At 65.6% G+C, this 23,130-nt stretch carries 19 protein-coding genes and 2 tRNA genes; 18 read left to right on the forward strand and 3 right to left on the reverse strand.

The window, feature by feature from the left end; genetic code table 11:
- Nucleotides 1-6 precede the first annotated feature (6 nt).
- The 16 genes from J3A72_RS09315 to J3A72_RS09390 all read left to right on the forward strand — a co-directional run bounded on the left by J3A72_RS09315 (nucleotide 7) and on the right by J3A72_RS09390 (nucleotide 17,935).
- A complete protein-coding gene (locus J3A72_RS09315) occupies nucleotides 7-663 on the forward strand; it encodes an NADH-quinone oxidoreductase subunit J (RefSeq protein WP_014647864.1) in 657 nt (218 codons plus the stop codon).
- Nucleotides 660-965, forward strand: coding sequence for an NADH-quinone oxidoreductase subunit NuoK (gene nuoK / locus J3A72_RS09320; protein WP_005417921.1), 306 nt, complete (start codon nucleotides 660-662; stop codon nucleotides 963-965). Before J3A72_RS09315 ends, nuoK begins: the two co-directional genes overlap by 4 nt.
- A 7-nt stretch (nucleotides 966-972) precedes the next feature.
- The gene (gene nuoL, locus J3A72_RS09325; RefSeq protein ID WP_075076298.1) at nucleotides 973-3,147 is read left to right on the forward strand and encodes an NADH-quinone oxidoreductase subunit L; all 2,175 of its coding nucleotides are present in this window, start codon (nucleotides 973-975) and stop codon (nucleotides 3,145-3,147) included.
- 23 nt (nucleotides 3,148-3,170) lie between these two features.
- On the forward strand, nucleotides 3,171-4,679 hold the full coding sequence (locus tag J3A72_RS09330; RefSeq protein WP_019660580.1) for an NADH-quinone oxidoreductase subunit M: 1,509 nt from the start codon (nucleotides 3,171-3,173) through the stop codon (nucleotides 4,677-4,679).
- Between the two features lie 15 nt (nucleotides 4,680-4,694).
- Nucleotides 4,695-6,155: an NADH-quinone oxidoreductase subunit NuoN gene (gene nuoN / locus J3A72_RS09335; RefSeq protein WP_032957446.1), complete on the forward strand. Its 1,461-nt coding sequence runs from the start codon at nucleotides 4,695-4,697 to the stop codon at nucleotides 6,153-6,155.
- 127 nt (nucleotides 6,156-6,282) lie between these two features.
- A tRNA-Met gene (locus tag J3A72_RS09340) sits at nucleotides 6,283-6,359 on the forward strand.
- An 82-nt stretch (nucleotides 6,360-6,441) separates the two neighbouring features.
- Nucleotides 6,442-6,518 (forward strand) — tRNA-Met (locus J3A72_RS09345).
- 366 nt (nucleotides 6,519-6,884) lie between these two features.
- Nucleotides 6,885-7,475: a ribosome maturation factor RimP gene (gene rimP, locus J3A72_RS09350; RefSeq protein WP_014647860.1), complete on the forward strand. Its 591-nt coding sequence runs from the start codon at nucleotides 6,885-6,887 to the stop codon at nucleotides 7,473-7,475.
- A 4-nt stretch (nucleotides 7,476-7,479) separates the two neighbouring features.
- Nucleotides 7,480-8,991, forward strand: a complete 1,512-nt coding sequence (nusA, locus tag J3A72_RS09355; RefSeq protein ID WP_014647859.1) for a transcription termination factor NusA — start codon at nucleotides 7,480-7,482, stop codon at nucleotides 8,989-8,991.
- Between the two features lie 92 nt (nucleotides 8,992-9,083).
- Nucleotides 9,084-11,729 (forward strand): translation initiation factor IF-2, encoded by a 2,646-nt coding sequence (gene infB / locus J3A72_RS09360; protein ID WP_014647858.1) that lies wholly within the window; start codon nucleotides 9,084-9,086, stop codon nucleotides 11,727-11,729.
- A 132-nt stretch (nucleotides 11,730-11,861) separates the two neighbouring features.
- Nucleotides 11,862-12,245, forward strand: a complete 384-nt coding sequence (gene rbfA / locus J3A72_RS09365) for a 30S ribosome-binding factor RbfA (RefSeq protein WP_005410447.1) — start codon at nucleotides 11,862-11,864, stop codon at nucleotides 12,243-12,245.
- A gap of 107 nt (nucleotides 12,246-12,352) precedes the next feature.
- Nucleotides 12,353-13,261 carry a tRNA pseudouridine(55) synthase TruB gene (gene truB / locus J3A72_RS09370; protein WP_014647857.1) on the forward strand — a complete coding sequence of 303 codons (909 nt, stop codon included), beginning with the start codon at nucleotides 12,353-12,355 and terminating at the stop codon, nucleotides 13,259-13,261.
- 173 nt (nucleotides 13,262-13,434) lie between these two features.
- Complete coding sequence (gene rpsO / locus J3A72_RS09375) at nucleotides 13,435-13,695, forward strand: 30S ribosomal protein S15 (protein ID WP_005417886.1); 261 nt, start codon at nucleotides 13,435-13,437, stop codon at nucleotides 13,693-13,695.
- Between the two features lie 151 nt (nucleotides 13,696-13,846).
- Nucleotides 13,847-15,955: a polyribonucleotide nucleotidyltransferase gene (gene pnp, locus J3A72_RS09380; protein ID WP_032957452.1), complete on the forward strand. Its 2,109-nt coding sequence runs from the start codon at nucleotides 13,847-13,849 to the stop codon at nucleotides 15,953-15,955.
- Between the two features lie 287 nt (nucleotides 15,956-16,242).
- Entirely contained in the window at nucleotides 16,243-17,433 is a 1,191-nt protein-coding gene (locus J3A72_RS09385; RefSeq protein WP_209572009.1) for a glycoside hydrolase family 18 protein, read from the forward strand.
- Between the two features lie 97 nt (nucleotides 17,434-17,530).
- The gene (locus J3A72_RS09390) at nucleotides 17,531-17,935 is read left to right on the forward strand and encodes a VOC family protein (protein ID WP_041863657.1); all 405 of its coding nucleotides are present in this window, start codon (nucleotides 17,531-17,533) and stop codon (nucleotides 17,933-17,935) included.
- 24 nt (nucleotides 17,936-17,959) lie between these two features.
- Here the strand turns inward: J3A72_RS09390 and J3A72_RS09395 are convergent, their stop codons facing one another.
- The 3 genes from J3A72_RS09395 to J3A72_RS09405 are packed head-to-tail and all read right to left on the reverse strand — an operon-like array spanning nucleotide 17,960 to nucleotide 20,089.
- A complete protein-coding gene (locus J3A72_RS09395) occupies nucleotides 17,960-19,519 on the reverse strand; it encodes a PepSY-associated TM helix domain-containing protein (protein WP_053495090.1) in 1,560 nt (519 codons plus the stop codon).
- A 10-nt stretch (nucleotides 19,520-19,529) separates the two neighbouring features.
- On the reverse strand, nucleotides 19,530-19,793 hold the full coding sequence (locus J3A72_RS09400; protein ID WP_032957460.1) for a hypothetical protein: 264 nt from the start codon (nucleotides 19,791-19,793) through the stop codon (nucleotides 19,530-19,532).
- The gene (locus tag J3A72_RS09405; protein WP_005410439.1) at nucleotides 19,793-20,089 is read right to left on the reverse strand and encodes a hypothetical protein; all 297 of its coding nucleotides are present in this window, start codon (nucleotides 20,087-20,089) and stop codon (nucleotides 19,793-19,795) included. Before J3A72_RS09405 ends, J3A72_RS09400 begins: the two co-directional genes overlap by 1 nt.
- A gap of 429 nt (nucleotides 20,090-20,518) precedes the next feature.
- Between J3A72_RS09405 and thrS the strand changes: the two genes are divergently transcribed.
- Nucleotides 20,519-22,420, forward strand: coding sequence for a threonine--tRNA ligase (gene thrS, locus J3A72_RS09410; RefSeq protein ID WP_032957627.1), 1,902 nt, complete (start codon nucleotides 20,519-20,521; stop codon nucleotides 22,418-22,420).
- Between the two features lie 63 nt (nucleotides 22,421-22,483).
- Nucleotides 22,484-23,011: a translation initiation factor IF-3 gene (gene infC, locus J3A72_RS09415; protein WP_075076340.1), complete on the forward strand. Its 528-nt coding sequence runs from the start codon at nucleotides 22,484-22,486 to the stop codon at nucleotides 23,009-23,011.
- Nucleotides 23,012-23,130 lie beyond the last annotated feature (119 nt).

The following is a 23,130-nucleotide window of genomic DNA, read 5'->3' on the forward strand; positions in this document are numbered from 1 at the left end:
CGAGAGATGGATTGGGTAAATATCGCTTTCTGGGTGTTCGCCATCGCGGCAACGGTTTCGGCCGGTGCGGTGATCAGCGTGCGCAACCCGGTTCACGCCGTGCTCTGCCTGGTGCTGACCTTCTTCTCCATCGCCTGCGTGTGGCTGCTGGTGGGCGCCGAGTTCCTCGGTGTGGCGCTGGTGCTGGTCTACGTCGGTGCGGTGATGGTGCTGTTCCTGTTCGTGGTGATGATGCTGGACATCGACCCCACCAAGCTGCGTGAGGGCTGGGTGCGCTACCTGCCGGTCGGCCTGATTGTCGCGGTCGCGATGCTGGCGCAGATGCTGATCCTGATCGGGGTCAAGGCGCGTTCGGTCACGCCGTTCCCGGCCGACAACGCCGCTGCGGTCGCCGCCGACAGCTCCAACATCACCTGGCTGGCACGCACGCTGTTCACCGAGTACCTGCTGCCGTTCGAGTTCGCCGCCGTCATCCTGACCGTGGCCGTGGTTGCCGCCGTGATGCTGACCCTGCGTCGCCGTACCGGCGTGAAGAGCCAGAACCCGGGCCAGCAGACCATGGTCAAGGCCGGCCAGCGCCTGCGCATGGTCAAGATGGGTGCCGAAGCACCGGTCGTGCACAGCAACAGCAAGCCGGTCGCCGGCGAGGAGACCCAGCCGTGATCACCCTTGGCCATATCCTCGCGCTGGGCGCGGTGCTGTTCGCCATCAGCCTGGCCGGTATCTTCCTCAACCGGAAGAACGTCATCGTCCTGCTGATGTCGATCGAGCTGATGCTGCTGTCGGTGAACATCAACTTCGTCGGCTTCTCGCGTCAGCTGGGCGATCCGTCCGGCCAGCTGTTCGTGTTCTTCATCCTGACCGTCGCCGCCGCGGAAGCCGCCATCGGCCTGGCGATCCTGGTGACCCTGTTCCGTACACGCCGCACGATCAATGTCGGCGAAGTCGATTCGTTGAAGGGCTGATCCACAGATGGAAATCACTCTCTCCAAGAGTCTGTTGATCGCAGTGGTGCTCGCACCGCTGTTCGGCAGCATCATCGCCGGCCTGTTCGGTCGCCAGGTCAAGCGCTTCGGCGCGCAGACCATCACCATCCTCGGCGTCGCGGTGGCCTGCGGCCTGTCGATGTATACGCTCTACCAGCTGCTGTGGGGTGGGGCGCAGCCGTTCAACCAGAACATCTACACGTTCTTCGAAGTCGGCCAGTACTCGGCCCACGTCGGCTTCATGGTCGACAAGCTGACCGCGATGATGATGGTGGTGGTGACCTTCGTGTCGCTGCTGGTCCACATCTACACGATCGGCTACATGCAGGACGATCCGGGCTACCAGCGGTTCTTCAGCTACATCTCGCTGTTCACCTTCTCGATGCTCACCCTGGTGATGAGCAACAACTTCCTGCAGCTGTTCTTCGGCTGGGAAGCGGTGGGCCTGGTGTCGTACCTGCTGATCGGCTTCTGGTTCAAGCGCCCGACCGCGATCTTCGCCAACATGAAGGCGTTCCTGGTCAACCGCGTCGGTGACTTCGGCTTCCTGCTGGGCATCGCCGGCGTGCTGTGGGTGTTCGGCACCCTGGACTACTCGCAGGTGTTCTCGCAGGCCGGCATGCTGGCCGACCCGCGCGCCCAGCTGCAGATCTGGGACGGCACGCTGCTGGGCATGCAGCTGCTGAACGAGCCGGTGATCTGGTCGATCGCCACCGTCATCTGCACCTGCCTGTTCATCGGTGCCATGGGCAAGTCGGCCCAGGTCCCGCTGCACGTGTGGCTGCCGGACTCGATGGAAGGCCCGACCCCGATCTCGGCACTGATCCACGCCGCGACGATGGTGACCGCTGGTATCTTCATGGTCACCCGCATGTCGCCGCTGTTCGAGCTGTCGCAGACCGCGCTGAACTTCGTGCTGTTCATCGGCGCCACCACCGCGTTCTTCACTGGCCTGATCGGCATCGTGCAGAACGACATCAAGCGCGTGGTCGCGTACTCGACCCTGTCGCAGCTGGGCTACATGACGGTTGCACTGGGCGTGTCGGCCTATTCGGCTGCCGTGTTCCACCTGATGACCCACGCCTTCTTCAAGGCCCTGCTGTTCCTGGGCGCCGGCTCGGTCATCATCGCGATGCACCACGAGCAGGACATGCGCAAGATGGGCGGCCTGCGCAAGTACATGCCGATCACCTTCATCACCATGTGGATCGGTACCCTGGCGCTGGTCGGCACGCCGTTCTTCTCCGGCTTCTACTCGAAGGACACCATCATCGAGGCGGCCGAGCTGCACGCGCACCTGTCCAACAGCTGGGTGGCCACCTATGGCTACTGGGCGGTGCTGGGTGGCGTGATCGTCACCAGCTTCTACAGCTTCCGCCTGCTGTTCCTGACCTTCCACGGCAAGGAGCGTTTCCGCGACGCGCATGACGATCACGGCCATGGCCATGACGATCACCACGCCGCCGACGCCCACCACGGCGATGCACACCATGGTGATGGCCACGACGACCACGGCCATGGCCACGGTCCGCACGAGCCGCACGAAACCCCGTGGGTGGTGACCCTGCCGCTGATCCTGCTGGCCATCCCGTCGATCGCCATCGGCTTCTTCAGCATCGGCCCGATGCTGTACGGCACCGACTGGGCCGGCAACCACGCGCACGATGCCATCAAGGGCCAGGCGCACACGTTCTTCACCGGCATCGTCGACTTCTACGATCCGGCCAAGAACACCATCGGCTTCCTGGGTGAGGAGTTCCATGGCCCGGTCGCCTTCGCGCTGCATGGCATGATGGCTCCGGCGTTCATGCTGACCGTTGCGGGCTTCCTGCTGGCCGCACTGTTCTACCTGTGGAAGCCGGACCTGTCGGGCAAGGCCCGCAAGACCTTTGCTCCGCTGGTGTCGGTGCTTGAAAACAAGTACGGCTTCGACAAGCTGTGGATCGATGGCTTTGCCGGTGGCAGCGTCAAGCTGGGCAAGGTCTCGCGCTGGATCGACAGCAACATCGTCGACGGCGTGGTCAATCTCTCGGCACGTGTTGTGGACGTCGCAGCCGGCGTGCTGCGTCGTACCCAATCCGGTTTCCTCTATCACTACGCCTTCGCGATGATCATCGGCCTGATTGCCCTGCTGGGCGTGCTGATGCATTACCTGCGTTGATGACCTGTACGGAATAAGAAGACGTGTCGAACTGGCCTCTACTCAGTGTCCTCATCTGGCTGCCGATCATCGGTGGTGCCCTGATCCTTGCGATCCGTGATGCGCAGACCGCCCGCTGGGCGTCGCTGGGCGTAGCGGTGCTGACCTTCGTGGCGAGCCTCTCGCTGCTGAGCGGCTACAACGCAGGCGTCGATGGTCTGCAGTTCGTCGAGACCCATGCCTGGATCCCGGCGTACAAGATCGGCTACAACCTGGGCGTGGACGGCATTGCCGTGGCGCTGATCCTGCTGACCACCCTGGTCAGCGTGCTTGCCCTGATCGGCGCCTGGAGCGCCATCGACAAGCGCGTGAACCAGTACGTGGCGGCCTTCCTGATCCTGGAAGGTGTCACCGTCGGCATCTTCGCCGCGACGGACGCGATGCTGTTCTACGTGTTCTTCGAAGCGATGCTGATCCCGATGTTCCTGATCATCGGTGTCTGGGGCGGTCCGCGCCGCATCTACGCCGCGCTGAAGTTCTTCCTGTACACCTTCCTCGGCTCGGTGCTGATGCTGGTGGCGCTGATCTACCTGTACATGAAGGGCGGCAGCTTCCAGCTGGCCGACCTGTACGCGCTGCCGCTGTCGGCCAAGGAGCAGACCTGGATCTTCTTCGCCTTCCTGATCGCCTTCGCGGTCAAGGTGCCGATGTTCCCGGTCCACACCTGGCTGCCGGACGCCCACGTGGAAGCGCCGACCGCCGGTTCGGTGATCCTGGCCGCGATCGCCCTGAAGATCGGTGGCTACGGCTTCCTGCGCTTCAACCTGCCGATCGTCCCGGACGCGTCGCAGGAGTGGGCCTGGCTGGTGATCGCACTGTCGCTGATCGCCGTGATCTACGTCGGCCTGGTCGCCCTGGTGCAGGACGACATGAAGAAGCTGATCGCCTATTCGTCGATCGCGCACATGGGCTTTGTCACCCTGGGCACCTTCATCGCCCTGTGGCTGGTGCGCGAAGCCGGCAACGCCGACGCCGCGCGCCTGGGCCTGCAGGGCGCCATGGTGCAGATGATCTCGCACGGCTTCGTGTCCGGCGCGATGTTCTCCTGCGTCGGCGTGCTGTACGACCGCATGCACAGCCGCCGCATCGCCGATTACGGCGGCGTGGTCAACGTGATGCCGTGGTTCGCCACCTTCGCGATGCTGTTCTTCATGGCCAACGCGGGCCTGCCGGGTACCAGCGGTTTCGTTGGCGAGTTCATGGTCATCCTCTCGGCCTTCCAGCGTAATCCGTGGATCGCCCTGGGCGCGGCCACCACCCTGATCATCGGCGCCGCCTACACCCTGTGGCTGTACAAGCGCATCTTCTTCGGTGAAGTGGCCAACAGCCATGTTGCCGAACTGAAGGACATCAACGGCCGCGAATGGCTGGTGCTGGGCGTGTTCGCCATCGGCGTGCTGGCCCTGGGCATCTACCCCAAGCCGCTGACCGACCTGATGGAGCCCTCGATCGCGAAGCTGGCGATGCAGATCGCATCCAGCAAGCTGCTGTAATTCCAGGATTTGATGATGACCACCTCGCCGCTGCTGCCATTGACCGCCGCTGACCTGCCACCGCTCGCTCCCGAGCTGGTGCTGATCGGCAGCGCCTTCGCCCTGATGATCCTCGACCTGTTCGTCAGCAACCGGAACAAGATCGTCACCCACCTGTTCTCGCTCGCTGCGCTGGCCGTGGTGCTGTTCATGCTGGCCACCGGCGTGGGCGGGCAGGGGGAGGTCTTCCATGGCATGTTCGTGCGCGATACCGCCGCGGACGTGATGAAGACCGGGATCGTGCTGCTCAGCGGCCTGACCCTGGTCTACGGCTGGCGCTACCTGCGTGATCGCGACCTGTTCCAGGGCGAGATCCCGGTGCTGATCCTGTTCGGCACCGCCGGCATGATGATCCTGGTCTCGGCCGGCAGCCTGCTGATGGTCTACCTGGGCCTGGAACTGCTGGCGCTGTGCTCCTACGCCCTGGTCGCCAGCAACCGCGAAAGCGGCCTGGCCTCGGAAGCGGCGATGAAGTACATCGTGCTGGGTTCGCTGGCCTCGGGCCTGCTGCTGTACGGCATGTCGCTGATCTACGGCGCCACCGGCAGCCTGCACCTGGATGTGATCCGCGAGGCCATCCCGCACTCGGAAGAGCGCGTGCTGCTGATCACCGGTGCGGTGTTCATGATCGCCGGCGTCGCCTTCAAGCTGGGTGCCGCGCCGTTCCACATGTGGCTGCCGGACGTGTACCAGGGTGCCCCGGCACCGATCGCACTGTTCATCAGCTCGGCGCCGAAGCTGGCCGCGTTCGGCATGGCCTACCGCCTGCTGGAAATGGGCGTGGGCCCGCTGTCGACCGAACTGCAGCTGCTGATTGCCGGCCTGGCCGCGGTATCGCTGGTCATCGGCAACCTGATGGCCATCGCGCAGAGCAACCTCAAGCGCATGCTGGCGTTCTCCACCGTCTCGCACATCGGCTTCCTGCTGATGGGCATCGCCGGTGGCGGTTCGCAGGGCTACGCCGCCGCGCTGTTCTACGCACTGGCTTACGCGATCATGTCCACCGCCGCCTTCGGCGCGATCATCGCGCTGTCGCGTGCCGGCTTTGAAGCCGAGAACATCGAGGACTTCAAGGGCCTGAACGCCCGCAACCCGTGGATGGCCGGCCTGGTGCTGTGCATCATGGCGTCGCTGGCCGGCATCCCGCCGTTCCTGGGCTTCTGGACCAAGCTGGCGGTGCTGGGCGCGGCCGTCAACGGCGGCCTGCTGTGGCTGGCCATCCTCGGCGTGCTGTGCGCCGTGGTCGGCTGCTTCTACTACCTGCGCGTCATCAAGGTCATGTACTTCGATGAGCCGGTGGGCGAGGCCATGCCGCGCAGCAACGACCGCGTGCTGGGCGTGGTGCTGGGCGTGAATGCCCTGGCGCTGCTCGCGCTGGGCCTGGCCTGGAACCCGATCATGGTCTGGTGCCAGCAGGCATTTGCGCATCTTGCATAAAAGTTGACACAAAGCTGCGCGATTCGTGTAATATGCGCAGCCTGAGTTGTCACTGCAGCGGTTCAGCCAGAACATCGTTGCGGTAGTCCTCCTCGAAAGAGCAGGGCAGCAGTTCAAACACTTCCGGTGCGGGGTGGAGCAGTCTGGCAGCTCGTCGGGCTCATAACCCGAAGGTCGCAGGTTCAAATCCTGCCCCCGCTACCAACGTCGGATCGGCGCCAACCGGTTCGATGAATGAGGGAAAGCTTGCATTTTTCGCAGCAATGCCTCATGATTCCGCTTCTGATGCGGGGTGGAGCAGTCTGGCAGCTCGTCGGGCTCATAACCCGAAGGTCGCAGGTTCAAATCCTGCCCCCGCTACCAAGTAAAGAGATCGCCTTCGAAGTCCTGCTTCGAGGGCGTTTTTCTTTGGGGCCTACGTTGTTTCTGCGTGATCGGGGTCAGATCCCTTATCCACGGGAAAAGGGATCTGACCCGGGTCCGCACCTTGCACCAGCGCGGTGCAGTCGCTATCATCAGCGGCCTAGCAGTACCCCTGAAGGCGGCCTCCCAGCGGGAGTCCGGACCCGGAAGGAGGGCCGCAACCGGCAGGCAATGCAGGTTGCAACCGGAATCCAGTCACCGGAGTCTTTCCGGAAAAGGGGCCCAACGGGCCCTTTGTCGTTTCCGGGGCGTCACGTTTCCACGCCGGCCAAGGCCGGCACCCAACCATAGAGATCAAGGCAGGCTGTGAGCGACAAGGCAACCGACATCGCGAATCTGCTCGCCCCGACCGTTGTGTCGCTGGGCCTGGAGCTGCTGGGCGTTGAGTATCTGCCGGCCCCCGGCGGTGCGACCCTGCGCCTTTACATCGACGTGCCGCTGGCTGAACAGCCCGAGCGCATCATCAATGTCGACGACTGCGAGCGGGTCAGCCGCGAAGTGTCGGCGCAGCTGGACGTCGAGGACCCGATCAGCGGCAATTACACGCTGGAAGTGTCCTCGCCGGGCGTCGACCGTCCGCTGTTCAGCCTGGAGCAGTTCGGCCGTCACCTCGGCGAATCGGCCAAGGTCACGCTGAAGCTGCCGCAGGACAACCGTCGTCGCCTGCAGGGTCGTATCGAGGCGACCGACGAGGCGGCGGGGACCATCACTTTCATCGTCGACAAGGCCGAAGTGGTCGTGTCGGCCGACAACATCGACAAGGCACGGATCATGCCCGACTGGGTGGCGCTGGGGCTGGCCCCGAGCAAGCCGACCGGTCCGGCACCGAAGCGTCCGAAGCCGAACACGAATTCTTCTTCCAACGAGCCGGCGGCAAAGAAGCCGCGCGCGGAGTGAGCCAATGAGCAAGGAACTGTTGCTGGTAGTCGACGCAGTCGCCAACGAGAAGGGCGTGCCGCGTGAAGTGATCTTCGATGCCATCGAGGCCGCCCTGGCCTCGGCAGCGAAGAAGCGCTATCCCGACGAGGAAGTGCTGACCCGCGTGGTCATCGACCACAAGGACGGCAGCTACGAAACCTTCCGCCGCTGGGAAGTGGTGGCCGATGACGTGGTCATGGAATCGCCGGACCGCCAGATCCGCCTGATGGATGCCGTCGATGAAGCCGAAGGCGTCGAGGTCGGCGACTACATCGAAGAGCAGATCGAGAACCCGGATTTCGGCCGCATCGCTGCCCAGGCCGCCAAGCAGGTCATCGTCCAGCGCGTGCGCGAAGCCGAGCGCCAGCAGGTCGTGGATGCGTGGAAGGATCGCGTGGGTGAGCTGATCACCGGCGTGGTCAAGCGCGCCGAGCGCGGCAACATCTATGTCGACCTCGGTGGCAACGCCGAAGGCTTCATCCCGAAGGACAAGGGCATCCCGCGCGACGTGCTGCGCGCCGGTGACCGCGTGCGCGGCTACCTGGCCGAAGTGCGCTCGGAGCCGCGTGGCCCGCAGCTGTTCATCAGCCGTGCCGCCCCGGAATTCATGATCGAGCTGTTCAAGCTGGAAGTGCCGGAAGTCGGCCAGGGCCTGGTGGAAATCAAGGCCTGTGCACGTGACCCGGGCGACCGCGCCAAGATCGCCGTGCTGGCCCACGACCAGCGCACCGATCCGATCGGCGCCTGCATCGGCATGCGCGGTTCGCGCGTGCAGGCCGTGTCCAACGAGCTCAATGGCGAGCGCGTGGACATCGTGCTGTGGAACGACAACCCGGCCAACTTCGTCATCAACGCGATGGCGCCGGCCGAAGTGCAGTCGATCATCGTCGATGAAGACAAGCACTCGATGGACCTGGCCGTTGCCGAAGACCGCCTGGCCCAGGCGATCGGCAAGGGCGGCCAGAACGTGCGCCTGGCCAGCCGCCTGACCGGCTGGCAGCTCAACGTGATGACCCAGGACCAGGTCACCGCCAAGTCGGAAGCCGAGCAGGCTGCGGCCCGCCAGCTGTTCATGGACAAGCTGGAAGTGGACGAGGAAATCGCCGGCATCCTGGTCAGCGAAGGCTTCGGCACCGTCGAGGAAATCGCATATGTCCCGGTCGGCGAACTGCTGGCCGTGGAAGGTTTCGACGAGGACATCGTCGAAGAGCTGCGCGCTCGTGCCCGCGATGCGCTGCTCAATGAGGCCCTGGCAGTCGAGGAAGGCCTTGAAGACGGCCAGCCGGCGCAGGACCTGCTGTCCCTGAAGGGCATGGACGAAGCCACCGCATACGCGCTGGCCGGCCACGGCGTGCGTACCAGCGAGGATCTGTCCGACCTGGCCGCCGACGAGGTCATGGACTTCGGCATCGAAGGACTGGATCAGGCGCGCGCCGCTGCGCTGATCCTGGCCGCCCGTGCCGAGGAGATCGCCCGACTGGAACGCGGCGAATGAGCCGGCAATGAACAGGGCCCTGAGCCGCTCAGGGCGTAGAATCCGCGCCACCTCCACATGCGGGGGGGCGCCCACAAGATCATAGGATCCGAATGTCGCAGCAAACCACCATCCGCAAGCTTGCCGAACTGGTCAACACGCCGGTCGAAAAACTGCTGGAACAGCTGGCCGGTGCCGGCATGAAGTTCAGCGGTCCCGACCAGGTCGTGACCAGCTCCGAGAAGGTGAAGCTCCTGGGCTTCCTTCGTCGTTCGCACGGCAAGCCCGAGCAGGCCCCGGAAGAGACCGATCAGTCTGCGAAGAAGATCACGCTCAACCGCCGGAAGCAGCAGGAAGTGACGGTCAATTCCGGTCGCAGCAAGACGACCGTGAATGTCGAGGTGCGCCAGAAGCGTACCTACGTCAAGGATGGTGCTCGCGCCATGACCCCGGACGAAGAGCGCGCCGACATCCTGCGCAAGCTGGAAGAGTCGCGCGCCCGCAACCTTGCCGAACAGCAGGCCCTGGCCGAGAAGGATCGTCTGCGCGACGAAGCCATCGTCCGTGCCCGTGAGGAAGAGGCCGCCGCCAAGGAACGCGCCGAGGCCGAGAAGAAGGCCGCCGAGGAAGCTGCGGCTGCCGCCAAGGCGGCCGAGACGCTGGCTGCCAGCAAGCCCAAGCGTGCTCCGATCGACGAAACCGCGCCGCGCCCGCCGCGCACCCCGGCCGCAGCCCCGGCTGCGCCGCGTGGTGCACCGCCGCCGCCGCGCAACGACGACCGCAACAACCGCAGCGCGCCGCGCAACGAGCGTGGCCCGGGTGACCGTTTCGCCGGCCAGATGCACCTGTCGGCCGCCGACCGTGCGCGTCGTGGCAACAGCAACAACAGCAACACCCGGGGTCGTCCGGGCGGGCGCAACCAGGCCGGTGGCCGTCGCGACATGTCGCGCGGTGGCAACAATGCCGGCCCGCACGCCTTCGAGCGTCCGACCGCACCGGTGGTGCGTGAAGTGGCGATCGGCGACACCATCACCGTGGCCGACCTGGCGCAGAAGCTGGCGCTGAAGGGCGGCGAGGTGGTCAAGGCGCTGTTCAAGATGGGCGTGATGGCGACCATCACCCAGTCCATCGACCACGACACCGCCGCGCTGGTGACCGAAGAACTCGGCCACAAGGCGATCCGCGCCAACGACAACGACGCCGAAGACGCACTGCTGGCCTCGACCGGTGAAAACCAGGGCGAAGCCACCCAGCGTCCGCCGGTGGTCACCATCATGGGCCACGTCGACCACGGCAAGACCTCGCTGCTGGATTACATCCGCCGCACCAAGGTCGCCACCGGCGAAGCGGGTGGCATCACCCAGCACATCGGCGCTTACCACGTCGATACGCCGAAGGGCGTGATCAGCTTCCTGGACACCCCGGGCCACGCCGCCTTCACCTCGATGCGTGCGCGCGGCGCCAAGCTGACCGACATCGTGGTGCTGGTCGTGGCCGCCGATGACGGCGTCATGCCGCAGACCAAGGAAGCGATCCAGCACGCCCGTTCGGCGGGTGTGCCGCTGATCGTGGCGATCAACAAGATCGACAAGTCCGACGCGGATCCGATGCGGGTCAAGAACGAACTGCTGTCCGAGCAGGTCGTGGCCGAAGACTTCGGTGGTGACACCCAGATGGTGGAGATCTCGGCCAAGACCGGCCTGGGCATCGACGACCTGCTGGACGCCATCTCGATCCAGGCCGAACTGCTGGAACTGAAGGCGGTCGATGAAGGCCGCGCCTCGGGCGTGGTGATCGAATCGTCGCTGGACAAGGGCCGCGGCCCGGTCGCGACGGTGCTGGTGCAGCAGGGCCGCCTGAAGAAGGGCGACTACCTGGTGTGCGGCATCCAGTACGGCCGCGTGCGTGCGCTGTTCGACGAAACCGGCAAGCAGCCGGAGTTCGCCGGCCCGTCCATCCCGGTGCAGGTCCTGGGCCTGTCCGGCGTGCCGGAAGCTGGTGACGACTTCGTGGTCGTCGAGGACGAGCGCCTGGCCAAGGACGTTGCCCAGCAGCGCGAGACCAAGCGCCGTGAATCGCGCCTGGTGGCCACCGCTGGCAGCCGCATGGAAGACATCATGGCGACCCTGGGCAAGGGCGAGGGCCAGCAGGTCCTCAACCTGGTCATCAAGGCCGACGTGCAGGGTTCGGTGCAGGCGCTGAGCCAGGCACTGGTCGCGCTGTCCAACGAAGACATCCGCATCAACGTGATCCACTCCGGCGTGGGTGGCATCACCGAGTCGGACGCCAACTCGGCCGCCGCTTCGAAGGCCACCGTCATCGGCTTCAACGTGCGTGCGGACGCTTCGGCCCGTCGCATCATCGAATCCAATGGTGTCGACCTGCGTTACTTCTCGATCATCTATGACGTGATCGACCAGGTGAAGCAGGTGGCCTCCGGTCTGCTGGGCGTGGAGATCCGCGAAGAGATCATCGGTATCGCCGAGGTCCGCGACGTCTTCCGCAGCTCGAAGCTGGGTGCCGTCGCCGGCTGCATGGTCATCGAGGGTGTGGTCAAGCGCAACAAGCCGATCCGCGTCCTGCGCGACAGCGTGGTGATCTTCGAGGGCGAGCTGGAATCGCTGCGTCGCTTCAAGGAGAACGTCGAGGAAGTCCGCAACGGTACCGAATGCGGTATCGCGGTGAAGGCCTACAACGACGTGAAGCCGGGTGACCAGATCGAGTGCTTCGAACGTATCGAAGTGCCGCGCACCCTGTAATGCTGCAAGGTGGCCCGGCCAACGGTCGGGCCCCACCATGTACCTGTAGCGCCCGACCGTTGGTCGGGCGACAATCGAATCAAAGGTAGTGCCCGACCGTTGGTCGGGCGACAACTGAACCAAGAGCTCCTCGTGCCCAAGACTTTCCATCGAACCGACCGTGTCTCCGCCCAGCTGCGCCGTGAACTCGGCACCCTGGTGCACAACGCCGTGCGCGAGCACGGGTTGCCCTCGGTGAGCGTGTCCGACGTGGAAATCACCCGCGACATGGCCCATGCCAAGGTGTTCGTCACCGCGCTGATGCCGGAACGTTCGGCTGAAGCCGTGGCCGGCCTGAAGGAACTGGGCTACCGCCTGCGCATGGACCTGGCCCGCGCGATGAAGCTGCGTCACGTGCCGGAGCTGCATTTCCACTACGATGACTCGGTCGATCGTGGTGAGCACATCGACAACATCCTGCGCGACCTGCCCGACACGCTGGCCGCCGAGAAGCGTCGCGAGAGCGACGAAGAATAACCGCGCGACGCCGGGCATGCCCGGCGTTGCTGCATTCCGGCTGCGCGATGTCTGATGCAGGCCGCGCTGCGGCAGCCGAGCATGGCCCGTCCCAACACTTTCCTGTCATGACCCGAATTCAGTTCCGTCGCCTGGATGGCATCCTGCTGCTCGACAAGTCGACCGGCATGAGCTCCAACGCCGCCCTGCAGGTGGCGCGCCGCCTGTTCCGCGCCGAGAAGGGCGGCCATACCGGCAGCCTCGACCCGCTGGCCACCGGCCTGCTGCCGCTGTGTTTCGGCGAGGCGACCAAGATCGCCGGCCTGCTGCTGGGTTCGGCCAAGGCCTACGACGCCGAGATCGTGCTCGGCCAGACCACCGATACCGACGATGCCGAAGGCCAGGTACTGCTGCAGCGCCCGGTGCCGGCGATCAGTGCCCAGGCCCTGCAGGCTGCGCTGGCGCCGCTGACCGGCACCATCCGCCAGCGTGCCCCGATCTATTCGGCGCTGAAGCAGGGCGGTGAACCGCTGTATGTGAAGGCCCGCCGCGGTGACGTCATCGAAGCGCCCGAACGCGAGGTGCAGGTACACGCCATCGAGGTGCTGGAGCAGCAGCCGGAACGGCTGCGGCTGCGCGTGACCTGTGGTTCCGGCACCTATATCCGCAGCCTGGCCCGCGACCTCGGCGAACGCCTGGGCTGTGGCGCCCACATCAGCGCGCTGCGCCGGCTCTGGGTCGAGCCGTTCCGCGAGCCTGCCATGGTCACCCTGGACCAGCTGCGGGCGATGGTCGAGGCCGGTGACGAGGCTGGCATGGACGCGTTGCTGCTGCCGCTGGCGGCCGGCCTGGCTGAATACCCGAGGGTCGACCTGGACGCCGACCAGGCCCACCGGTTCTGCGTGGGCCAGCGCCAGCGCGACCTGTCCTGGCCGCGCGGCCTGGTGGCCGTGTTCGGTCCGGACGATGCTGTCCAGGGCCTGGGCCAGGTCGACGAGAGTGGCCTGCTGGCCCCGCAGCGCCGTTTCAACCTCTGACCGGGGCCTGCCGGTTCAGCCCCGGTCCTTGTCCCGGACGCCCCCGGCCGTTACAATTTCGCGGCCGTTTTCCGGCAACCTGCCTCGCGCAGGTTTCATCCTCGTAGTCCACGGCGAGCCTGGCGGTGCGCGAAGCGCGTTCCTGCCGGCCACGCATCACAGAGAAAAAAGAAATGTCGATCGACACCCAGAAGGTCATTGAAGACAACAAGCGCAGCGCGGCTGACACCGGCTCCCCGGAAGTCCAGGTTGCACTGCTGACCGCCCGCATCGAACTGCTGACCGGCCACTTCAAGACCCACAAGAAGGACCACCACAGCCGCCGCGGCCTGCTGCAGATGGTCAACCGCCGTCGCAGCCTGCTCGACTACCTGAAGAAGAAGGACGTCGAGCGCTACAAGGCCCTGATCGAGAAGCTTGGCCTGCGTCGCTAAGCAACGAATCCCCCGCGGCGCAGCGATGCGCCGCGGTTTTGTTTTGTAGTACCGCAATCCCCGATTCAGGCCGGAACGATCCGGCCACCCGCTGGCGGCAAGGGTCGCCGACGGTCCAAATTCGCAGACAGCATCCCCAAGGACACCCTCCGTGGCAAAAATCACCAAAACCTTCCAGTACGGCAAGCACACCGTCACGCTTGAGACCGGCGAAGTCGCCCGTCAGGCCAGCGGCGCCGTCATCGTCAAGATGGACGACACCGTACTGCTGGTCACCGCCGTCGCCGCCAAGAGCGCGCGCGAAGGCCAGGACTTCTTCCCGCTGACCGTCGATTATCAGGAAAAGTTCTACGCCGGTGGCCGTATCCCGGGTGGTTTCTTCAAGCGCGAAGGCCGTGCGACCGAGAAGGAAACCCTGATCTCGCGTCTGATCGACCGTCCGATCCGCCCGCTGTTCCCGGAAGACTACAAGAACGAAGTGCAGATCATCGCCACGGTGATGTCGCTGAACCCGGACGTGGACGGTGACATCCCGGCCCTGATCGGTGCTTCGGCTGCCCTGGCCCTGGCTGGCACCCCGTTCATGGGTCCGATCGGCGCGGCCAAGGTCGGTTACAAGAACGGCGAGTACATCCTGAACCCGACCGTCAGCGAACTGGCTGACTCGCAGCTGGAGCTGGTCGTCGCCGGTACCTCCAACGCCGTGCTGATGGTTGAATCCGAAGCCGCGCTGCTGTCCGAAGAAGTGATGCTGGGCGCCGTGACCTTCGGTCACCGCGAAATGCAGAAGGTCATCAACGCGATCAACGAGCTGACCGTCGAAGCCGGCACCAAGCCGTCGACCTGGGAAGCCCCGGCCAAGAACGAAGCGCTGATCTCCGCCCTGAAGGAAGCCATCGGCCCGCGCCTGGGCGAAGCCTTCCAGGTGCGTGACAAGCTGCAGCGCCGCGACGCCATCTCGGCGATCAAGAAGGACGTGGTTGAAGCCCTGGCTGGCCGCGTGGCCGCTGAAGGCTGGAACCCGGCCGAGCTGTCGAAGGAATTCGGCGAGCTGGAATACCGCACCATGCGTGACTCGGTGCTGGACACCAAGGTCCGTATCGACGGCCGTGCGCTGGACACCGTCCGCCCGATCACCGTGAAGACCGGCGTGCTGCCGCGTACCCACGGTTCCTCGCTGTTCACCCGTGGCGAAACCCAGGCCATCGTGACCATCACCCTGGGCACCGCCCGTGACGGCCAGGTCATTGACGCCGTTGCCGGTGAGTACAAGGAAAACTTCCTGTTCCACTACAACTTCCCTCCGTTCTCGGTGGGTGAGTGCGGCCGCATGATGGGCCCGAAGCGCCGCGAAATCGGCCACGGTCGCCTGGCCAAGCGCGGCGTGCTGGCTGTCATGCCGTCGCTGGAATCCTTCCCGTACACCATCCGCGTCGTCTCGGAAATCACCGAGTCGAACGGTTCCTCGTCGATGGCATCGGTCTGCGGCTCGTCGCTGGCCCTGATGGACGCCGGCGTGCCGGTGAAGGCGCCGGTGGCCGGTATCGCCATGGGCCTGGTCAAGGAAGGCGAGCGCTTCGTCGTCCTGTCCGACATCCTGGGTGACGAAGATCACCTGGGCGACATGGACTTCAAGGTGGCCGGTACCGCTGAGGGCATTTCCGCCCTGCAGATGGACATCAAGATCGAAGGCATCACCGAAGAGATCATGAAGCAGGCTCTGCAGCAGGCCAAGGCTGGTCGTCTGCACATCCTGGGCGAAATGGCCCACGGCCTGACCGCTCCGCGTGAAGAGCTGTCCGACTACGCGCCGCGCCTGCTGACCATCAAGATCCACCCGGACAAGATCCGCGAAGTGATCGGCAAGGGTGGCTCGACCATCCAGGCCATCACCAAGGAAACCGGCACCCAGATCGACATCCAGGATGACGGCACCATCGTCATCGCTTCGGTCAATGCCATCGCTGCCCAGGCCGCCAAGGCCCGCATCGAGCAGATCACCTCGGACGTCGAGCCGGGCCGCATCTACGAAGGCAAGGTCGCCAAGATCATGGACTTCGGTGCGTTCGTCACGATCCTGCCGGGCAAGGACGGTCTGGTCCACGTGTCGCAGATCTCCAGCGATCGCGTCGAGAAGGTCGGCGACGTGCTGAAGGAAGGCGATGTGGTCAAGGTCAAGGTGCTGGAAGTCGACAAGCAGGGCCGTATCCGCCTGTCGATGAAGGCCGTGGAAGAAGGCGACGCCGCCAGCGCCGAGTAATCGACCTCCGGTCGATTACGGTAGGTGTCAACCTTGGTTGACACGCTTCTGGAATCGCTGAATTGAAAAAGCGGGCTTCGGCCCGCTTTTTCTTTGCCTTGATGTCATGCAGTGCCGCTCATCCAGGTCGCTGCATGTCCTGCTGCAGTGCATGGAAGCCGCGACGTGGCCATCGTTCTGTCATGGTTGTACGGATCGCGCCTGTCCATGGGACGACATGCCGCGACATGCGTCCCGACGCCCCATCCGTTTGCTAACGTGGCGGCGCCTTCGAACCGGGAGATCCCATGTTCCGCCAGACCGTGGCCGTCCTTGTCGTGCTGATTGCCGGTGCCGTGCCCATCGCTGCGCGCGCCGCGCCGGCGCCGCCGCCGATCTTCGGTGCCTACTACCCCGGCGGCTCGGCCGAGCGCTATCCGGTGTCGAGCATTCCCGCCGAGCGCCTGACCCATCTGTTCTATGCGTTCTCCACCATCGAGGACGGCCGCTGCGCGGTCGGCGCGGAAGCGCCGAAGAACTTCGCCGCGCTGGCCGAGCTCAAGAAGGCGCATCCGCACCTGCGCACGCTGATTTCGATCGGTGGCTGGGGTGCGGGTGGGTTCTCCGATGCAGCGTTGACCGAGGCCAGCCGCAAGCGCCTGGTGGACTCATGCATGGCACTGTTCTTCGATCACCATGCCGGCAGCTTCGATGGTGTGGATATCGACTGGGAGTTCCCGGTCAGTGGCGGGCCGAAGGAGCTGGCGCATCGCCCGCAGGATCGCGCCAACCTGACCAGGCTCGCGCAGGCGTTCCGCGTGGCACTCGACGCGCACGGGCGCAAGGTGGGGCAGCCAATGCTGCTGAGCGCCGCGCTGGCCGCCGGTCGCCTGCAGACCGATGGCCCCTATGATCCGGCGGCGAGCTACGACCTGCCGGCGCTGGCCAAGGTGTTCGATTTCATCAACCTGATGAGCTATGACATGGGCACCGGCTTCTCATCGGTGTCGACCTTCAATGCGCCCCTGCATGAAGTGCCGGCCGATCCGCTGGCGCCGGAGCTGCGGCGCTGGAACAACGTGGCCGGCGCCGTGCAGTACTACCGCGAGCACGGTGTGCCGGCCGACAAGCTGGTGCTGGGCGTGCCGTTCTATGGGCGCGGCTTCAAGGTCACCGGCGATGCGCCGGATGGCCTGTATCAGCCCTACAGCGCACCGGCCGACGCCGGCGACTGGCGGGTGATCAAGGCGCGCTATCTCGACCAGCCGGGTTGGGCGAAGCACTGGCAGCCGCAGGCGCAGAGCCCGTGGCTGTACAACGCCGTGCAGAAGATCTTCATTAGCTATGAAGACCCGCGCTCGATCGGCCTGCGTGCCCGGTTCGCCCGCGAGCAGGGCCTGGCCGGGGTGTTCATGTGGGAGCTGACCGGCGACGACGAGCAGGCCAGCCTGCTCAACGCGATGCTCGGCCCGTGGCAGAAGGCGCGCATCGGCGATTGAGTCACTGGTGGCGCCGGGCCATGCCCGGCGCCAGGCGGCAACGCCATCGGCCCGTCACCGCACATTGCGACGACGCCGGCGGCGCTACGCTTTGGGCATGATCCATCTCGAACGCCTGGACCACCTGGTCCTCACCGTCGCCGACATCGAACGCAGCTGTGACTTCTACCAGCGCGTGCTCGGCATGCAGGTCGTGCGCTTCGGCGCTGGCCGTACCGCGCTGCAGTTCGGCCAGCAGAAGATCAACCTGCATCCGGCCAGCGCGCCACTGCAGCCGCATGCGCTGCGACCCACGCCGGGCAGTGCCGATCTGTGCCTGGTCACGCATACGGCAATGGTCGATGTGCTGGCGCACCTGCAGGCGCAGGCCATCGCGGTGGAGGAGGGGCCGGCCACACGTACCGGTGCGCTGGGACCGATCGAATCGGTGTACTTCCGCGACCCGGATGGCAACCTGATCGAAGTGAGTCGTTACCCGGGCGAAGAACACCCGCAGCGGTAGCGCCGGGCCATGCCCGGTGAAGGCTTAGTTGGCCCAGACGCTGTTGGGGTCGCCGTTGCGGGCGCGGCGCTGGCTGGCGACAGCCAGGCGAGCGAAGCCGAAGGCCATGGCCAGCGCGATGGCATCGACCCAGAACAGCGGCCAATGGCCACGCGCGGCGGCGCGCCACAGCCAGTCACCATTGAGTGCGCCGTGCAGGACCGGCACCAGTGCAGTGCTGAGCGCTGCGGCCCACAGCAGCTCGCGCGCCGCCTGCGCGGGGCGGCGCAGTGCAGCCCACAGCGCACAGGCTGCCCAGCTGCCGAAGCAGGCCCAGCGGATGCCATGGTCGACCGCCGACGGTGCCAACCGCTCCAGCACCAGCGCGGTGATGAAAGCGACCGAGATCGCCACGCACAGGCCGATGCACACGCCAACCGTGGCCCGTGCCATGTTCACCCCGGCACGCGGCTGTTGCGGCTGGCGACGCTTGCGCCGCGACTCGATCCACAACAGGTTGCCGGAGTAGAACAGGAACGCACCGCCGAGGCCGAGCAGGAAGTACAGCCAGACCACCACGCCGTTGCCGAACTCGCCGAAGTGCAGGGCATAGGCGGCGCTGAGCGTGGCGTGGTTGGCATCGCGCTGGCCCGGCAGCTGGGAGGCCAGGACATTGCCGGTGGCCACGTCCAGGGCCACCGAACCGAGCGGCCCGAGTGTGCCGGTGGATTCGCCCGTGATCTCGATCGTGGCGTTGGCATCGCCGGCGTTGGCCAGCTTCAGGTAGGCCGGCTCGAAGTTGGCCACGCCCTGTGCGCGGGCTACTTCAAGCGCGCGCGCATGCAGCAGGCGCAGGCTGCCCGGCGGTGCCGGGATGCCACTGGCGTCGCGCACCGGCGCGGTGTCCATTGCAGTCGGTACCGCCTGCAGGGCCTTGCCGTCGTAGATCAGTGGATTGAGCAGGGCCATCTGCACGAACACCAGGCAGAGCAGGGCGCCCGTGACCGCGAACATCAGGTGGAAGGGCAGGCTGAGCACGCCGATCACGTTGTGCGCGTCCTGCCACAGTTGTTTCAGGTTGCGGCCCGGACGCAGCGCGAACAGGTCGCCGAACAGCTTCGGCAGGTGGATCACCAGGCCGCTCAGCAGCGCCATGCCATACAGCAGGCTGACGATGCCCATCACGTAGATGCCGGCCACCGGCAGTCCGAGGCTGTAATGCAGTTCGTTGACCAGTTCGGCCAGCCCGGTCTGTGGCGGCGTCGGGCTGCCGGCGATCTGGCCCGGCCAGGCATAGCGCCAGCTGCCGTCGTCGGCCTGCCAGTAGGCCAGGGGTTGCGGATGTTCGGCGCCGGGGAACGTCATGCCGACGTGGCGGCGGGCTTCCGGGTGTGCCGCCAGCACGTCTTCCAGCAGGTACTGTGCGTCGTCCAGGCCCGCCGGCAACGCGGTGGCTGCACCGGGCGTCTGCCACAGCGGCAGGTCGTGGTGGAACAGGGTCAGCGCACCCGCGTAGAAGGCCACGAACAGGCCGAAGCCGGCAACCAGGCCGACCCAGGTGTGCAGGGTGGTGAACGTACGCAGGGTCTGCGAGCTGAACTTCATGGGGGGAGTCTCATTGCACCGCGCCGGTCAGGCGCAGCAGCGTCAGCACGGCGAAGCCGGCCGCAGCGCTGCCGGCCAGTGTCACCCAGGCGCGCAGCGCGCTGCGGAAGCTGAACGCCCACAGGGCAGCCAGCATCCACAGCGGGATGAACGTGATCAGGCTGGGCACCAGCGCGTTCTGCCAGGGGCCCGGCGGCAACCACGTCACCAGCCCGGTCGCGGCGGCGGCCAGCAAGAAGCCGGCCACGATGCCGGCGAAGGCGCGCGGCCACATCAGGGCGACTCCGTGCCCGGGCGATGCCAGGCGGCCAGTGCCGGCAGCAGCATCGCGGCCAGCATCCAGGTGCACAGCATCGCCACCAGGCCAGCGGCAAAGCCGAGTTCGGCCATCCACAGCCACAATGCGGCAGCCGCGGCGACCAGGCCGATCTGGCGGCCGAGGCGGCCGGCGCGGCGCAGGCGGGGCCAGCGGCAGTGCGGCGAGGCGGCATAGAAGGCCAGTGCCGAGAACATCGCTGCCAGCATGCCCAGGCTGCAGAAGCCCAGCGTGGAAAGGCCGACGGTGATCATTGCGGGCGGCCGCCATGGCAGCGGGCCAGCGAACGCGGGGCACGGGCGGGGCCGGCGGGAGCCGGTCGGAGCGGGTGGCGCATCACGAGGTCCTGGGGGGAAGCGGGCAGGCTGGCACGGGGCGGGCTGCGCGGACATGGTAATCATTGCGTTTTCACGCCGCCAGCGAGGGCCATTCAGCGGACCGTACGGTAGGCCTTGGGCTTTCCGGTGTGCTGGTTTAAGATCGTCGCAGAACCCTGACTGGAACAAGGTGGCCCGCGCCCAGCGCCGGCCGAGCGTGCGACATGAGCACTACCGCCGCCCACTGTTGACCTGCCCCCGAAGGCCCTGTGTACCAGGCGCCCTCGCGGCGCTTTTTTATTGCCCGGGCAATGGCCCGGGAACGCTTTCCAGCCCGCCCAGCGGGCCCCGCACGAAGCCAATGCGATGATCAACATTACCCTTCCCGACGGCAGCCGCCGCGAGTTCGAAAACCCCGTCAGCGTCATGGACGTCGCCCAGTCGATCGGTGCCGGCCTGGCCAAGGCCACCATCGCCGGCTCGGTCGATGGCGTGCTGGTCGATGCCAGTGACGTCATCGACCACGATGCCAGCCTGCGCATCATCACCGCCAAGGACGAGGAGGGCGTGGAGATCATCCGCCACTCCTGCGCCCATCTGGTCGGCCACGCCGTCAAGCAGCTGTACCCGGACGTGAAGATGGTGATCGGCCCGGTGATCGCCGAGGGCTTCTACTACGACATCTATTCCGAGCGCCCGTTCACCCCGGACGACATGGCCGCGATCGAGAAGCGCATGGGTGAGCTGATCGCCCAGGATTACGACGTCATCAAGAAGATGACGCCGCGCGCCGAAGTGATCGAGATCTTCAAGGCCCGTGGCGAGGACTACAAGCTGCGCCTGATCGAGGACATGTCCGACGACATCCAGGCGATGGGCATGTACTACCACCAGGAATACGTGGACATGTGCCGCGGCCCGCACGTGCCGAACACGCGCTTCCTGAAGGCCTTCAAGCTGACCCGCATCTCCGGCGCCTACTGGCGCGGCGATGCGCAGAACGAACAGCTGCAGCGCATCTACGGCACCGCCTGGGCCGACAAGAAGCAGCTCGAGGCGTACATCAAGCGCATCGAGGAAGCCGAGATGCGCGACCACCGCCGCATCGGCAAGCAGCAGGACCTGTTCCACCTGCAGGAAGAGGCGCCGGGCCTGGTGTTCTGGCATCCGAAGGGCTGGGCGTTGTGGCAGGTGGTCGAGCAGTACATGCGCAAGGTCTACCGCAGCAGCGGCTACGGCGAAGTGCGCTGCCCGCAGATCCTGGACGTGAGCCTGTGGAAGAAGTCCGGCCACTGGGACAACTACCAGGACAACATGTTCTTCACCGAGTCGGAGAAGCGCACGTACGCGGTCAAGCCGATGAACTGCCCGGGCCACATCCAGGTGTTCAACCAGGGCCTGCACAGCTACCGCGACCTGCCGATCCGCTACGGTGAGTTCGGTTCCTGCCACCGCAACGAGCCGTCCGGCGCGCTGCACGGCATCCTGCGCGTGCGTGGTTTCACCCAGGACGACGGCCACGTGTTCTGCACCGAGAGCCAGATCGAATCGGAAGTGACCGCGTTCCACCAGCAGGCGCTGGCGGTCTACCAGCACTTCGGCTTCGACGAGATCCAGATCAAGATCGCGCTGCGTCCGGAATCGCGCCTGGGCGACGACGCCACCTGGGACAAGGCCGAGGGCGCACTGCGTTCGGCGCTGTCCGCCTGTGGCGTGGAATGGCAGGAGCTGCCGGGCGAGGGCGCCTTCTACGGCCCGAAGATCGAGTACCACCTGAAGGATGCCATCGGCCGTACCTGGCAGCTGGGCACCATGCAGGTCGACTTCATGATGCCGGGCCGCCTGGGCGCCGAGTACGTGGATGAGAACAGCCAGAAGAAGCATCCGGTCATGCTGCACCGCGCCATCGTCGGCTCGATGGAGCGCTTCCTGGGCATCCTGATCGAGCACCATGCCGGCCAGTTCCCGGCCTGGCTGGCGCCGACCCAGGTGGTGGTGGCCAACATCACCGACGCCCAGGCCGACTACGTCTCGGGCGTGACCAAAACCCTTGCGGAGCAAGGCTTCCGCGTCAGCTCGGATTTGCGTAACGAGAAGATCGGCTATAAAATCCGCGAGCATACGTTGCAGCGCGTGCCCTACCTGCTGGTCATTGGTGACCGCGAGAAGGAAAATGGGGCTGTGGCGGTGCGTACGCGTTCTGGCGAAGACCTGGGCAGCATGAGCCTGCAGGCCTTCATCGAGCGGCTCCAGGCCGAGGGCGCGTAAGCAAAGGTCCGGTCCGGGCGCACAGGCACCCGGACCGGTTCGATACCCTTGGGAGAACGTAATATCAGCACCCCTGACAACAAACAGAACCGCAAGAATCAGGAAATCCGTGTGCCGCGCGTCCGCGTGATCGGCAGTGACGGAGAAATGATCGGCGTGTTGTCGCGCGACGAAGCGCTGTCCATGGCCGAAGATGAAGGCCTGGACCTGGTCGAAATCCAGCCGCAGGCCGATCCGCCGGTCTGCAAGATCATGGACTTCGGCAAGTTCAAGTTCGAAGCGCAGAAGAAGGCCAGCGAGGCCAAGAAGAAGACCAAGCAGGTCGAGATCAAGGAAGTGAAGTTCCGTCCGGTCACGGACGAGGGCGACTACCAGATCAAGCTGCGCAAGATGCGCGGGTTCCTTGAAGAAGGCGACAAGATCAAGGTCAACATCCGTTTCCGTGGCCGTGAAATGAGCCACCAGGAACTGGGTCGCGAAATGGCCAACCGGATCGAGACCGATCTGGGCGAGGACATCGTCATTGAATCCCGTCCGCGCCTGGAAGGGCGTCAGATGGTCATGATGATCGCGCCGAAGAAGAAGACCTGAGGCCTGACGGGCCGCCTTCCGGGGCGCCTGGCTGAATGGTTCAGGGTAAGGGGACGCCACTGGCGTCCCTTTGCTTTTGCAGGATGCCGGTGAAATGCCGGCGCAAGAGGTGCTGGGGC

Origin of the sequence: Stenotrophomonas sp. PvP093, assembly GCF_017876915.1 — a bacterium.
GTDB classification, from domain to species: Bacteria; Pseudomonadota; Gammaproteobacteria; order Xanthomonadales; family Xanthomonadaceae; genus Stenotrophomonas; species Stenotrophomonas muris.

Excerpts from the sequence above, each read along its gene's own strand:
- J3A72_RS09315 (WP_014647864.1), top strand. The coding sequence starts at position 7 with ATGGATTGGGTAAATATCGCTTTCTGGGTGTTCGCCATCGCGGCAACG.
- nuoL (WP_075076298.1), top strand. The coding sequence starts at position 973 with ATGGAAATCACTCTCTCCAAGAGTCTGTTGATCGCAGTGGTGCTCGCA.
- nuoN (WP_032957446.1), top strand. The coding sequence starts at position 4,695 with ATGACCACCTCGCCGCTGCTGCCATTGACCGCCGCTGACCTGCCACCG.
- nusA (WP_014647859.1), top strand. The coding sequence starts at position 7,480 with ATGAGCAAGGAACTGTTGCTGGTAGTCGACGCAGTCGCCAACGAGAAG.
- infB (WP_014647858.1), top strand. The coding sequence starts at position 9,084 with ATGTCGCAGCAAACCACCATCCGCAAGCTTGCCGAACTGGTCAACACG.
- truB (WP_014647857.1), top strand. The coding sequence starts at position 12,353 with ATGACCCGAATTCAGTTCCGTCGCCTGGATGGCATCCTGCTGCTCGAC.
- rpsO (WP_005417886.1), top strand. The coding sequence starts at position 13,435 with ATGTCGATCGACACCCAGAAGGTCATTGAAGACAACAAGCGCAGCGCG.
- J3A72_RS09385 (WP_209572009.1), top strand. The coding sequence starts at position 16,243 with ATGTTCCGCCAGACCGTGGCCGTCCTTGTCGTGCTGATTGCCGGTGCC.
- J3A72_RS09390 (WP_041863657.1), top strand. The coding sequence starts at position 17,531 with ATGATCCATCTCGAACGCCTGGACCACCTGGTCCTCACCGTCGCCGAC.
- J3A72_RS09395 (WP_053495090.1), bottom strand. The coding sequence starts at position 19,519 with ATGAAGTTCAGCTCGCAGACCCTGCGTACGTTCACCACCCTGCACACC.
- J3A72_RS09400 (WP_032957460.1), bottom strand. The coding sequence starts at position 19,793 with ATGTGGCCGCGCGCCTTCGCCGGCATCGTGGCCGGCTTCTTGCTGGCC.
- J3A72_RS09405 (WP_005410439.1), bottom strand. The coding sequence starts at position 20,089 with ATGATCACCGTCGGCCTTTCCACGCTGGGCTTCTGCAGCCTGGGCATG.
- thrS (WP_032957627.1), top strand. The coding sequence starts at position 20,519 with ATGATCAACATTACCCTTCCCGACGGCAGCCGCCGCGAGTTCGAAAAC.